The following is a 13,214-nucleotide window of genomic DNA, read 5'->3' on the forward strand; positions in this document are numbered from 1 at the left end:
GGTAAAATAAAATTTGGTAAGATAAAGCAAAAACGGCATAGAACTACTGGACAAACGAGTGAAAACTTGTTATACTTTGAAACAGTAAAAGGATACCGAAGGTGACGAAATGGCAACGATTGAAATTAGGATGCTGGGCGATTTTGAGATACTGGTGAACGGCAAGCCGGCGCTGGCGCAGCTGGCAACCTCCCGCAAGGCCACGGCGCTGGTGCAGTATCTGGTGCTGCAGCGTGGGCAGCGTGTGCCCCACAAGCTGCTGACCGATGCCCTCTGGGCAGGGGAGCGCTCCACCAACCCGGATATGGCGTTGCGTGCCATTCTGCACCGCTTCCGCAATATGATTGAGGCCGAAGGCCTGACCGAGCTGCAGAACTGCATTGTGACCAGCCGCGGCTGCTACCAGTGGAACCCCAATCTGGACTGCGCCGTGGACGTGTTTACGTTGGAGGGCTTGTCTGCGCAGGCCCGGCAGGAGGAAAGCCCTGAGAGCCGCGCCAAGCTCTATGAGCAGATTATCGACCTGTACCGCGGCCGCCTGCTGCCGCAGTCTGCGTCCGAGCCGTGGGTGGAGGGCGTCAGCGTGCGGCTGCACGGCCTGTACCGCACCGCCACCCTGAGTCTGCTGGAACTGTGCAAAAAGTGGGGCGAGTGCACCCGCATCGTCACGCTGTGTACCCATGCGCTGGAGCTGGACCCCTACGAGGAGCGATTGTATCTGGAAAAAATCGTTGCGCTGGAGTCACTGGGCCGCCATGCGGAGGCGCAGGATCTGGCCCGCCGCGGCGCGGCTATGGGCTGCCTGCACCACGCCATTGAGCCGGGCCGCGCCGGCTCCGCCTACCGCCAGATGCGTCAGGCCGACCGCAACCGTGAGAGCGAGGTCTCGCGCCTTGTGGACGCCCTGCCCGACACCGAGGACACCGGCGCCTGCGTCTGTGACTTTGAAACGTTTAAAGAGATTTACCGCGTGCAGCGCGGTGTGCAGGTGCGCTACAGCCTGCCGGTTTTCCTGGCCATCATCACGGTGGCGCCCGGCCAGAACGCCGACCCGGCGGAGACCTCCATTATGGTGGAGCAGCTGGGGGAGCTTATCCACACCAGCCTGCGCCAGTGCGATGTGGCCGCCCGCTACACCGAGATGCAGTACGTGGTTATGCTGACCGGCAGCGCCGCCGAGACCGGCTCCAGCCCGCTGGAGCGCATCAAGGCGTCCTTCTACCGCTTGCCCGCCCACGGCCGCTATCTTTTGAGTTACAGCCTCTACGTGCCGGAGATTCAGCCCGAAGGCGGACGCGCCCGCTGCCGCAGGAAAACGGCAAAGAAATAATTCAGTAATATGAATCGCCCCCGCCAAAGTTGGCGGGGGCGATTTTGGTTTGTGTGGGGAAGGCTGTGTGATGGGGGAAGTGAACGCGCCCTGGCCGCAGCCGGATGGATTCCGTTCCCGGTAATGAGCGTTTGTGGGGTGCAACCAGATCGGGCGTGCCCGGCCCCTACAGCGTGGCGGATGATAAACGGCGGGGTATCGTTTTGGGTTCATCCGTAGGGCGGGGTGACCCCCACCCCGCCGCCGTTTGCTGCTATATGCCGTCCCCGGGAAGCCTCACCGGACACAACAACACCCTATCAACCTCGATTTTTTACACTTTCCACAATCTTTTGCCTAAAATTTTTTACAAAAAATCCGAAAAAACTGTTTAAATTTCCACAACAATGTGGTAAAGTAGTATTAAACAGGCGGGAGTGTTCAAAAATCGCTCCGCCGCCAAAGAATATCAACGCCGCAGGGCGGGGCAAACCGCCCCGGCGCGAAAAGAGGTTTGACGATCATGGGCTATGCAAGCAAAGACATCCGCAACATTCTGGTGGCCGGCCACGCCGGCTGCGGCAAAACAACGCTGACCGAGGCACTGCTCTATATGAGTGGCGCGACCGAGCGTATGGGCCGCGTCGAGGACGGCACCACCGCCAGCGACTTTGACCCCGAGGAAATCCGTCGCAAGGCTTCGCTCAATTCCAGCGTCGTCCCTGTTGAGTACGAGGGTGTGAAGTACAACCTGATTGACGCACCGGGTCTGTTCGACTTTGAGACCGGCGCGGCCGAGGGCATTATGGCAGCCGAGAGCGTTCTGATTTGCGTTTCCGGCCGTTCCGGCGTGACCGTCGGTGCCGAGAAGGCCTACCAGCTGGCGCTGAAAAACAACAAAGCGCGGATGGTTTTTGTGACAAAGACCGATTTGGAGAACGCAGACTACTTCAAGATTCTGGAGCAGATGAAGATTAAGTTTGGCCCCAGCGTCTGCCCCTGCGTTGTGCCGGTGCGTCTGGATGACGGCACCGTGGCGTACATCAACCTGTTCAGCCAGAAGGCCTTCAAGTATGAGGGTGGCAAGCAGGTCCAGATTGACGTGCCCGACATCGGCCACCGTTTTGAGGGCTTGATTCAGGCTATGAGCGAGGCCATCGCCGAGACCGACGAGGCCCTGATGGAGAAATTCTTTGAGGGCGAGGCCTTCACCACCGAGGAAATCGTGCAGGGCATGGCCGCAGGCGTGCGCAGCGGCCAGATTACCCCTGTGTTCTGCGGCAGTGCCGTCAATATGCAGGCACTGGATATGCTGCTGTACAATATGAATGTGCTGCTGCCCGGCGCGGACACCGCCGCCGCTGTGGGCGAGGCCAACGGCGAGCCGGTGGAAATCACCGCCGACCCCGCCGCCCCGCTGTGCGCCTACGTCTTTAAGACCGTAGCAGACCCGTTTGTGGGCAAGCTGAGCTTTATCAAGGTGCTGTCCGGCAAGCTGAGCGCCACCAGCAGCGCCGTCAATGCGCGCACCGGCCAGCCGGAGCGTCTGGGCAAGACGTTGACCGTCTGCGGCAAGAAGCAGACCGACACCCCGGAGATCGCCGCGGGCGATATTGGCGCGGTTGCCAAGCTGGCCACCGCCAAGACCGGCGATACCCTGTGTGACCCGGCCCGCGTTGTGGCGCTGCCCGCACCGGTGTACCCCATCAGCTGCTACCGTATGGCAGTCAAGGTTGCCAAGAAGGGCGACGAGGGCAAGGTCAGTGGCGCGCTGGCCCGCCTGATGGAGGAGGACCCGGCCATCAACTTTGTGGTGGACGCCGAGACAAAGCAGCAGATTATCAGCGGCCTGGGCACCCAGCATCTGGAGGTTGCGCTGGCCAAACTGAAGAATAAGTTCGGCGTGGAAATCACGCTGGAAACCCCGCGTGTGCCCTACCGTGAGTCCATCCGCAAGAGCTGCAAGGCACAGGGCCGCCACAAGAAGCAGACCGGCGGCCACGGCCAGTTCGGTGATGTCTGGATTCAGTTCGAGCCTGTGGAGGGTGAGGGCATTGAATTTGCCGAGAACGTCTTTGGCGGCAGCGTGCCGAAGAACTTCTTCCCCGCCGTTGAAAAGGGCGTCCGTCAGGCGGCCGAGCACGGCGTGCTGGCCGGTTACCCGATGGTAGGCATGAAGGCCACCCTGCTGGACGGCAGCTATCACCCTGTGGATTCCAGCGAAATGGCGTTCATTATGGCCGCGAAGCTGGCCTATAAGGCGGCCATCCCCGAGGCCGGCCCCATCCTGCTGGAGCCCATCGGCGCACTGAAGGCCCACGTCCCCGCCGACAACACCGGCGATATTATGGGCGAGGTCACGAAGCGCCGCGGCCGCGTGCTGGGTATGAACCCGGACGAGGACGGCCTGCAGGTTGTCGAGGCCGAGGTGCCTGTAGCGGAGATGCAGGATTTCACTACCTTCCTGCGCCAGCTGACCCAGGGCCGCGGGTACTTTACCTTTGACTTTGTCCGCTACGAGACCCTGCCCCAGATGCTGGAAGCCAAGGTCATTGAGCAGGCCAAGGCACTGGGCAACCTGGCGGACGACGAGTAAGGTGCGGAGCGTTTGGTTTGTTCCTTTTCTTATAAGAAAAGGAACCGAAAAAGAATTTTAAACAGTAAAAACAGCACCTGATTCCCGGTATGCGTGTGACCGGAAGTCAGGTGCTGTTTGTCGTATAGGAGCCCATTTGTAGGGGCGGGGTAGATGATAAACGGTAGGATATTGTTTTCGGTTCATTCGTAGGGCGGGGTGACCTCACCCCGCCGATGCCCGCCCGCAAAATGCCGTTCCCGGGAAACCACCGGGCCTATGCAAGCAATAACCGATAAAAGAAATATAATGTTTGGAATTTCTTTGGCTCTTTCTTTGCAAAGAAAGAACACAAATCACGTAATCTTCAGCGCCCGCTGCACGCGGTAGACGATGTACTGGAACAGCCCGGCAATCAGGCTACACTCCACCCAGAGGTAATTGGGCAGATTCCGCCAGCGGAATTTCGGCTTGTTCAGCTTCGGAAGCGCCACCCACGCCTCGTGAAAGCCCTTGGCATAGTCATTGCCAAAGCCGCGGAAGCGGAACATAATGACCTTCAGCAGATACCCCAACAGCATCGGGATAAAATTCAGCACCAGCATCAGCACCGGCTGGTTTTTGTAGGGCAGCAGGATGCTGTTGCGACCGCTCTGGATGCTTTTGAAGGGGTTGTACCGCACCGCGCCGGTGGTGGCACCGCAGATGTGGCGGCAGCGCGCCGTGGGGCAATAGACGTTCCTGTAGCCGAAATTGTTGGCGCGCCAGCTTAAATCAACGTCCTCATAATAGGCAAAAAACAGCTCGTCAAAGACGCCGATTTCATCCAGAATTGACTTGCGGTAGAGCGCCGCACCGCCGCAGGCACTGAATACCCGGCAGGGCTTTGTGTAACGGCTGGCCTTCAGACCATCGCCGCGCTTGCAGGCAAAGCCTAGAATCGTCACGTAATCGCCCGCGTCATCGGCCAGCTCCGGCTCATAGTAGCGCAGCATCAGGCTGCTCACGGCAAAAATTTTCAGGTCGGCGTCGGCGGTCTTGATCAGCTCCGCCAGCCAGTCCGGCTCGGCAAAGGCATCGTTGTTGAACAGCACGGCATATTCGCCCTTGGCAATCGCAATGCCCTGATTCACCGCGTGGGAAAAGCCGGTATTTTCGGCGTTTTCAATCAGCGTGTAGCGGTCGTGGCCGCGGTAGCTGCGGGCAATGTCCAGGCTTTCATCGGTGGAGCCGTTGTCAATGACAATCAGCTCAAAGTCCTGCTCCGTCTGTGCCCAGATGGACTCGATGGAGTCCCGCAGCCAGCCCGCGCCGTTCAGATTGGGGATGATGACAGATGCTTTCATGGGCACCTCCTCAGCGCATATAGTAGTAGCTGTAGGCCAGCTGGCTGTGCAGCACCGCGCTGAATACCAGCGAGACCACCAGCACAAACAGCGCAACCACGGCAATTACCACCAGCGTGCGGATGAGGTAGCTGCGCGCCAGCCGCTTGCGGGCGGGGTTGTCCGTTCCGCCAAAGCTCCACACCAGCGCGAGGATGAGCCCGACCAGCGGGATGGCAAACAGCAGCATCGTGATGGTGGTGTCAGCTTGGCTCATGGCGGGGATGCGCTCCTCCGGCTCGTCCGCCTCATACAGCGGCGCGGCTTGGCCGGGCTGGGGGGCAGCGGCGCGCACCGCCGCAGGGGCCGGGGTGCCGCACTGCGGGCAGTGGTCAGCGTCATGCGGCAGCAGCAGGCCGCAGTTTTTACAAAAGCGTAGCATAGGTACCTCGTTATTCGTCCAGCGCCAGACTGCGGTCCAGCTGGGTGTTCAGGATAATCTGCGTGTTGGTGGAGCCCATCTTCTGCATCTTGGTCAGCAGATGCTCCAGCGCGTCAATGTCGGTGCAGCTTACCTTAATAATAAAGTTGTAGCTGCCGGTCACGCGGAAGCACTGCAGAACCTGCGGCTCCTGCTCAATCATGGAAAGAAAGCTGGCGCGTGTGGCGGCATCCACCAGCACCGAAATCAGCGCCTCGACCCGGGCCGGGGCATCGGGGTGGCGCAGCACAACGGTGTACCCGCCAATGACGCCCTCCTGCTCCAGCCGGTGGATACGGCTGGAAACCGCAGGGCTGGTCAGGCTGACCTGCTGGGCAATGTCTTTGACAGGCATACGCGCATTTTCCGCCAGCAGCTGCAATATTTTGTGATCCAAATCATCCATGAAAATGACTCCTTGCTTTTGTTTTGTATAATGCGCACAAAAAAATAAAGTGAAGTATACAGTCATTGTTATCTTTAACAAAATTTAAAAAGTATGCTTTTTTGTGCGCTTGCTAAATAAAATTAAGTTGTTGTGGTTTTATTATAATCTTTTGAAAACCAAAATGCAAGTATGACATTTGACTTTTTAAGAAAACTTGCTATAATAATGTTTGTAATCAATCAAGACATTCACTGACCTTTATATACTTTCCCACCCCTCTATGCACAAAGCCCCGCAGGTAACCCCTGCGGGGTTTTGTGTTTGCGTGAACAGGACATAAACCGAAAAGGTGTGTAAAATAAGGGCCCCGCCGTGTTGACCAAGGGGTGGGAGAGGCTCGCTGCCGCCTGAAGCAGGATGCCTGCCCGCGGGCTGCCGCCACTTATCGCCTGCGGGCAGCCTGCCAAAACGGCATTTTAACATTTTTAAGTCTGTGGGGTTTGACGCACCCTGTATGGGTGTGCTATAATAAAAATTCCGGCGTTATACGTCATTTTTACGGAGGAATTGCGATGCTTATCCCTGTGCTTTTGTTCATTGTCGGCCTTTTGTTCCTGATTAAGGGCGGTGACTGGTTCGTGGACGGTGCGTCCGCGCTGGCCCGCCGCTTCCATCTGCCGGAGTTGCTGATTGGCGCAACGGTAGTCTCCATCGGCACCACCCTGCCCGAGGTCATGGTCTCCACGATGTCGGCCCTCTCCGGCCACGGCGAGATTGCCTACGGCAACGCCATCGGCTCGGTCATCTGCAATGCGGCGCTGATTGCAGCCATCACGATTGCGGTGCGCCCCGGCAAGGTTGACCCCAAGACGCTCAAGACCCCGGTCGCCTTCTTCTTCGCGGCGGCGGCCATCTACTGCATTGCTGCCTATGTGTTCGACAAATTCACCCGCGTGATGGGCGTTATCATGCTGGCCATGTTTGTGGCGTACATGATTGTCAACGTTCTGCAGATGAAAAACGCCCCCGCCGAGGTCCACGAGGAGGCCGAGGAGGAGATGTCTCTGCCCAAGACGCTGGGGCTGCTGGTTGTTGGTGCGGTGCTGATTGCGGTGGGCGCCAACCTGCTGGTGGATAACGGCACCCTGATTGCGCAGGCCCTCGGCGTGCCGGAGAGCGTCATCGCGCTGACCTTTGTGGCGCTGGGCACCTCTCTGCCGGAGCTTATCACGGCTATCACCTCCCTGATGAAGGGCCACAGCGATTTGTCTCTGGGCAACGTCATCGGCGCAAACGTGTTCAATCTGGTGCTGGTCAGCGGCGTGTCCGTCACGCTGGCTCCCTTCACAATTCCGCAGAGCAACACCCTGTTCGGCATCAATTCCAGCCTCGTGCTCGATTTGCCGGTTATGCTGGCCGTTATGCTGATTCTGACGGTTCCCGCCCTCGTCAAGGGCAAGCTGAACCGCGCACAGGGCATCACCCTGCTGGCGATTTATGCAGCGTTCTGCGTGGTGCAGTTTGTGATGTAAACTGGCCCTGTTGACGGGCACTCCGTAGGGCGGGGTGACCCCGTCCCGCCGTAAGCGTGCGGTGGTATGCCGTTTCCAGACTGCCGCTGTAGGGGGCGGCGTCCCCGACGCCCCGCGGCGGTTGCCCGGCAAATGATGCCAGCGGAAAACCGCCGACGGAGGGGTCTTGCCCCTCCCTACAGGACCCTAAAAAGAGCACCCCATGCATCGGGTGCTCTTTTGTTATTTTCCGGCGCGGCGCGGCATACACTGGCGCGAGGTGATGTGTATGCTGGGCATTTTTGGCTTGTTTTTGCGGGCGGCGGCGGGGCATATTCTGTATCTGGCGCTGCATCTGGAAAGCAGCTCCTTTCCGCGCCCTCTGCCGCTGGAGCAGGAACGTGCAGCCTTCTCCGACCTGCAAAAGGGCGGGGCGGCTGCCGCGGCGGCGCGGGATACGCTGATACGCCATAATCTGCGGCTGGTGGCGCATATCTGCAAAAAATACTATGCGGGCGCCGCCGCGCAGGATGATATGATTTCCATTGGCACTATCGGCCTGATCAAGGCCGTGGACACCTTTGACCCAGGCAAGGGCCGCCCCTTTGCCAGCTATGCCAGCCGCTGCATTGAAAATGAGCTGCGCATGGAGCTGCGCCGGACACGGCGTACGGGGCAGACAGCATCGCTGCAGGAGCCGCTGGAGGCCGATGGCCAGCTCACTCTGGCGGATACCCTGCCCGATGAAGGCAATCTGGCGGAGGACTGCGAGAGCCGCGCCGATGCCGCACGCCTGCGGGCGCTGGTGGACACCCTACCCCCGCGGGAGCAAACCATCCTGCGGCTGCGGTACGGCCTGGGCGGCGAGCCGCACACCCAACAGCAGACCGCCGCGCAGCTGCACATCAGCCGCAGCTATGTTTCCCGGCTGGAAAAGCGGGCGCTGAAGGCGATTGAAAAGGGCTGGTTGAGTGAGTGAATTTGCCGGGCAACAGGTTAATCGAAACTGGAACGGCGGGAATATACAAAATTGCACTTTGCGGCAGATGTGTGGCAGAGTGTGGCAACACGTGCCACACGTCCGCCACACACAAGTAAAGTGACGAACCTATGTTTTAAAGCGAAAAGTCTGCCGAAAAGGCCTGAAATGTGATAGAACTGTTAAGATATTATATTGTAACGAAAAAGAATGAAAAATTTTTAAGAAAATCGTTGACATTTTCCTAACAAAAAGATACTATGAGTATATAGTTGATTTAAATTGGGAGAGAGGTATACCAACGTGCATCTGACGAAAAGCGAACAACAGATTATGGAAATCTTCTGGCAGGCAGACCACGCTATGGCACAGACCGAGGTTGTGTCCACCTGTGTGGACCGTAAATGGAAGGAGCGCTCCATTTTCTCCATGCTGAACAGCCTGATGGAGAAGGGCGTTCTGCGTGAGGTCGGCTTTGTGCGCAGCGGCAAGACGTATGCCCGCACTTTTGAGCCCGCCGTTTCCCACGCCGAGTATCTGGCCGGTGTTGTGGCAGAGCAGCTGCCCGCAAAGCAGTTGCCCGAGCTTCTGGCTGCCCTGCTGCAGAAGGTGGAGACTACCCCCGCCATCCAGAAGGAAATGCGCGCCGCCATGCGGGATAACGCACAGTAAATCCATAATAATAAAAGCACCGCCAACCTGACGTTGGACGGTGCTTTTTTGTGCCTATGGGGGCGGCTGTGCGGTTACTGCAGGATGCCGCTGTCCGCAATGGCCTTTACGGCCTCGGCAATCTTTTCCACCGGCAGGGTCAGGGCAAAGCGGACATAGCCCTCGCCGCCGGGGCCGAAGCTCGAACCGGGCGTGCAGATAACACCGGCCTTGTCGATGAGCGCCATACAGAACGCCATACTGTCGGTGAATCCGGCGTTCCGACGCTCAGGTTGAACAGATGGCGGCCCTCGGCCTCCAACGCAACCTTTTTATCGTTGAGCGCAGCGAAAATTTCGGGCCCGAACAGGTCCAGACGATGTGAAAACTCCATACCCAAAACCTCTCTTTATAGTGTTGCCTTTATACATTTACGCACAATTAAATGTATAAACATACTCATTATACGCTGTGCCGACAATGCTTGCAAGGGAGATATAAAAGAGGTATAATAAAAAACAGATTCGCAGGCGGTGGGGCGAGTTTGCCCATAAAGGCAATATATCGGGAATCATCAACCTACACAGGAGACAATCTATGGATAAACGCAACAAAACAGCTCTGGCGTATCTGCTCATTGGGGTAGCCGCGGCGGGGCGTTGCCTGCTGGCGGTGCCGGAAAATGCCGCCCTGCAGGAGATTTCCCTCACGGTGCTGGCGCTTGTCGGCTATCTGCTGCTTGTATCCCGGGATAAGCGCCCGGTGCTGCTGGGTGGCGCGGGGCTTGTGCTGGAGCTGCTTCTCTGCGGCGGGCAGACCGGCGGCGTCTGGGTCTGGCTGTCCCCTGCACTGCGTGCGCTGGATTTGTGGCTCTTCTGGGCCGCGGCGCTGCTGCTGCTGCGCCTTGCCGATTGCACCAGCCGCAGGGTGCCCTATATCGCCGCTGTGCCGCTGGCAGTCTACACCGTGACACATTTCATTCCGGCGCTGGCCACGGTGGCTGCAGTGGCCTTTGTGGCGTTCAGCGTGCTGATGCTCTGGTTCGCGGCCGTAATGATAAAATCCTATAACGCGGCGCGTGTGAAAAAGTGAGAAATCCAGTGGGCGGGCTGACCCGGCAAATGTCGCTTGCGGGAAGCGCGGAGGGGTCAAGACCCCTCCCTACAGATTGACCATAAACGGTATTTGGCCGGAACCTTGCGGGCGGCATATATGCCGCCCCTACGGAGCAACCGTAAACAATAGCGCGGTAGGGGCGGGGCTTTGCTCCGCCCGCAGCGCTGGCCCGGCAAATGCTGCTTGCGGGAAACCACCGGGCCGGGCGTGCCCGGCCCCTACGGCAAAATTTCCTTGAATATAAAAAACGGCGGGGTGAACTTTCACCCCGCCGTTGGCGTTTGTTGGTATATTGTGTTATTTCGCCAGCAGCTTCTCCGGGCTGCGCTGCAGGGCGGTGGCGGCGTAGTCGAGCGCTAGGGCCAGCAGCAGGCCGAATACCACATCAATCACACTGTGCTGCTTGAGCAGCATTGTGGAGAGCGTGATGGACACGCACAGCGCCATGGCGGCGGGGCGCATCCAGCGGCGGCGCGGTGCGTCAAAGACCGTGCTGCGGTAGTAGGCCAGCATCAGCGTGACCGAGTTGAACACATGGATGGACGGGCAGACGTTGGTGGGCGTGTCACTGCGGTAGAGCATACGGACGCTCTGGGCAAAAATGTCGGTGCCCGGCACGGTGCGCGGGCGCAGGGCCAGACCGTTGGGCACCATTGCATAGAACAAAAGCGCCATGGTCATACCGGTGAACAAGGGCAGGCAGAGCCGCCAGAAATCCTCCCGCGGGGCCTTGTACAGCAGGTAAAACAGGGTGAACGGAATCCATGGGAACCACAAATAATAGGGGATAATGGCATATTTGCAGAACGGAATCATATCGTCCAGCCGGCAGTGCACCCACAAATCCGGCGTCTGGATGGTGCGCTCCAGCAGCGCAAAAAACGTTAAGTAAAACAAAGCATACAGCGCCATAAACCAGACCGGATGGCGCGAACACCAGTTACGCATAGTTAGCACCCTTTCGTGTAGTATGTTATTATACGCCGTGCGCACAGCTTAAACAAGCGGTATCCCGCACAATTTGTGCCGCCGTTTTCGACAGAATATTGTCGGGTTTTGTACTTCACGGGCCTCTGTTTACTAATACGAATGGGCATAGGCGGATATTGCGTTACAGGTGTGAAAGAGTTGTAAACAAAAACGGCTCCTCCGCAGGGAGGGGCCGTCTGGTGTATTACTTATTCGCCAAGGGAAACCGGGTGGTCGGTCGGGGTGTGGGCGCACTGGTACTTCAGTGCGGCGGCAATGAAGCCCTTGAAGAGGGGATGGGCGCGGTTCGGGCGGCTCTTGAACTCGGGGTGGAACTGCGCACCCAGATGGAAGTCGCGGCCGGGAATTTCCACGGCCTCCACAAGGCGGCCGTCCGGGCTGGTGCCGGCAATGACAAGGCCCTTTTCCTCAAACTCGGCGCGGAACTCGTTGTTGAACTCATAGCGGTGGCGGTGACGCTCGTCAATTTCCAGCGTGCCGTAGCACTCGGCCATTTTGGTGCCCGGGGTGATGGTGCAGGGGTACTTGCCAAGGCGCATCGTGCCGCCCTTCGTCTCCACACCCTGCTGGTCGGGCATCAGGTCAATGACATTGTGCTGGCCCTCGGGCGAAAACTCGCTGGAGTTGGCGTCGGCGTAGCCCAGCACATTGCGGGCGTACTCCATAACCATAATCTGCATACCAAGGCAGATGCCGAAGTAGGGAATCTGGTTCTCCCGCGCATACTGGGCGGCCTGAATCATACCCTCAATGCCGCGGTCGCCGAAGCCGCCCGGCACGATGATGCCGTCCACGTCGCCCAGCTCGTCGGCACAGCAGGCCTGGTCCACCAGATGCTCGCTGTCCACCCACTTGATGTCCACCTTGCTCTCGTTCTCAAAACCGGCATGGTAGAGGCTTTCCATCACGCTCAGGTAGGCGTCATGCAGCTTGACATACTTGCCCACCAGCGCAATGCGGCAGGTTTTGCTGCGGGTGGCAATGCGGCTGATCAGGGACTTCCACTCGGTCAGATCGGACGGCGGCGTCTCCAGATGCAGCTGGCGGGCTACCACGTTGGTCAGACCGGCGGCCTCCAGCATCAGCGGGCACTCGTACAGGCTGGGCATCGTCAGGTTCTCAATCACGCAGTCGGGGCGCACATTGCAGAACATACTGATTTTGCGCTTGATGTCCGCACCCACAGGGCCGTCGGCACGCAGCACAATCACGTTGGGGGCAATGCCCATGCCCTGCAGCTCCTTGCAGGAGTGCTGGGCCGGCTTGGACTTGTACTCGTCCGAGCCGGAGATGTAGGGCACCAGCACCACATGGATGTAGCAGCAGTTTTCAAGGCCCTGTTCAAGCCCGACCTGACGGATGGCCTCAAGGAAGGGTTGGCTCTCAATATCGCCGGTCGTGCCGCCGATTTCGGTAATGACCACGTCGGCCTCGGTGCTCTTGGCAAGGTTGTAGATGTAGCTCTTGATTTCGTTGGTGATGTGGGGGATGATCTGCACGGTCTGGCCCAGATAGGCACCCTGACGCTCCTTGTTCAGGACGTTCCAGTAGACCTTGCCGGTGGTCAGGTTGGAGTATTTGTTCAGGTTTTCATCGGTAAAGCGCTCATAATGGCCCAAATCCAGGTCGGTCTCGGTGCCGTCATCGGTCACAAAGACCTCACCGTGCTGCAGGGGGCTCATCGTGCCCGGGTCCACGTTGATGTAGGGGTCCAGCTTCTGGCTGGCCACCTTCAGGCCGCGGGTTTTCAGCAGGCGGCCCAGACTGGCCGCCGTAATGCCCTTGCCCAGACCGGAGACAACACCGCCGGTCACAAAAATATACTTCGTTGCCATAATTCACCCTCCATATCGGGGGCGCAAAAACGCCCGCCATATCCCAAAAACTAT

General features: G+C 58.6%; 12 protein-coding genes. 6 read left to right on the top strand and 6 right to left on the bottom strand.

Annotation, left to right across the window (positions count from 1 at the left end; translation table 11 throughout):
• Window positions 1-109 precede the first annotated feature (109 nt).
• Both NE623_RS04400 and NE623_RS04405 read left to right on the top strand, forming a co-directional pair.
• Window positions 110-1,330, top strand: a complete 1,221-nt coding sequence (locus tag NE623_RS04400; protein ID WP_256272194.1) for an AfsR/SARP family transcriptional regulator — start codon at window positions 110-112, stop codon at window positions 1,328-1,330.
• Between the two features lie 502 nt (window positions 1,331-1,832).
• Window positions 1,833-3,905, top strand: coding sequence for an elongation factor G (locus NE623_RS04405; RefSeq protein WP_256272193.1), 2,073 nt, complete (start codon window positions 1,833-1,835; stop codon window positions 3,903-3,905).
• 335 nt (window positions 3,906-4,240) lie between these two features.
• On the opposite strand, the gene NE623_RS04410 is transcribed toward NE623_RS04405, so the two are convergent.
• Genes NE623_RS04410 through NE623_RS04420 form a run of 3 tightly spaced genes read right to left on the bottom strand, consistent with a single transcriptional unit; the run spans window position 4,241 to window position 6,096 of the window.
• On the bottom strand, window positions 4,241-5,230 hold the full coding sequence (locus NE623_RS04410) for a glycosyltransferase family 2 protein (protein ID WP_256272192.1): 990 nt from the start codon (window positions 5,228-5,230) through the stop codon (window positions 4,241-4,243).
• Between the two features lie 10 nt (window positions 5,231-5,240).
• Window positions 5,241-5,651, bottom strand: a complete 411-nt coding sequence (locus tag NE623_RS04415; protein WP_256272191.1) for a zinc ribbon domain-containing protein — start codon at window positions 5,649-5,651, stop codon at window positions 5,241-5,243.
• A 10-nt stretch (window positions 5,652-5,661) separates the two neighbouring features.
• Window positions 5,662-6,096 (bottom strand): Lrp/AsnC family transcriptional regulator, encoded by a 435-nt coding sequence (locus tag NE623_RS04420; RefSeq protein WP_256272190.1) that lies wholly within the window; start codon window positions 6,094-6,096, stop codon window positions 5,662-5,664.
• 554 nt (window positions 6,097-6,650) lie between these two features.
• Here NE623_RS04420 and NE623_RS04425 point away from each other — a divergent pair.
• The 3 genes from NE623_RS04425 (at window position 6,651) to NE623_RS04435 (ending at window position 9,240) form a co-directional block, all read left to right on the top strand.
• Window positions 6,651-7,610 carry a calcium/sodium antiporter gene (locus tag NE623_RS04425; RefSeq protein ID WP_256272189.1) on the top strand — a complete coding sequence of 320 codons (960 nt, stop codon included), beginning with the start codon at window positions 6,651-6,653 and terminating at the stop codon, window positions 7,608-7,610.
• Window positions 7,611-7,878: 268 nt separating this feature from the next.
• Window positions 7,879-8,568, top strand: coding sequence for a sigma-70 family RNA polymerase sigma factor (locus NE623_RS04430; RefSeq protein ID WP_256272188.1), 690 nt, complete (start codon window positions 7,879-7,881; stop codon window positions 8,566-8,568).
• Between the two features lie 303 nt (window positions 8,569-8,871).
• A complete protein-coding gene (locus NE623_RS04435; protein WP_256272187.1) occupies window positions 8,872-9,240 on the top strand; it encodes a BlaI/MecI/CopY family transcriptional regulator in 369 nt (122 codons plus the stop codon).
• 74 nt (window positions 9,241-9,314) lie between these two features.
• Here the strand turns inward: NE623_RS04435 and NE623_RS04440 are convergent, their stop codons facing one another.
• Window positions 9,315-9,479, bottom strand: a complete 165-nt coding sequence (locus NE623_RS04440; protein ID WP_370866683.1) for a hypothetical protein — start codon at window positions 9,477-9,479, stop codon at window positions 9,315-9,317.
• Window positions 9,480-9,816: 337 nt separating this feature from the next.
• Here NE623_RS04440 and NE623_RS04445 point away from each other — a divergent pair, with 337 nt between their 5' ends.
• Window positions 9,817-10,311 carry a hypothetical protein gene (locus NE623_RS04445; RefSeq protein WP_256272186.1) on the top strand — a complete coding sequence of 165 codons (495 nt, stop codon included), beginning with the start codon at window positions 9,817-9,819 and terminating at the stop codon, window positions 10,309-10,311.
• A gap of 321 nt (window positions 10,312-10,632) precedes the next feature.
• Here NE623_RS04445 and NE623_RS04450 read toward each other — a convergent pair whose 3' ends face one another.
• A complete protein-coding gene (locus NE623_RS04450) occupies window positions 10,633-11,283 on the bottom strand; it encodes a phosphatase PAP2 family protein (protein WP_256272185.1) in 651 nt (216 codons plus the stop codon).
• Window positions 11,284-11,513: 230 nt separating this feature from the next.
• Window positions 11,514-13,160, bottom strand: a complete 1,647-nt coding sequence (locus NE623_RS04455) for a CTP synthase (RefSeq protein ID WP_256272184.1) — start codon at window positions 13,158-13,160, stop codon at window positions 11,514-11,516.
• Between the last annotated feature and the right edge of the window lie 54 nt (window positions 13,161-13,214).

It is taken from the genome of Gemmiger formicilis (assembly GCF_024462815.1).
Classification (GTDB): Bacteria; Bacillota; Clostridia; order Oscillospirales; family Ruminococcaceae; genus Gemmiger.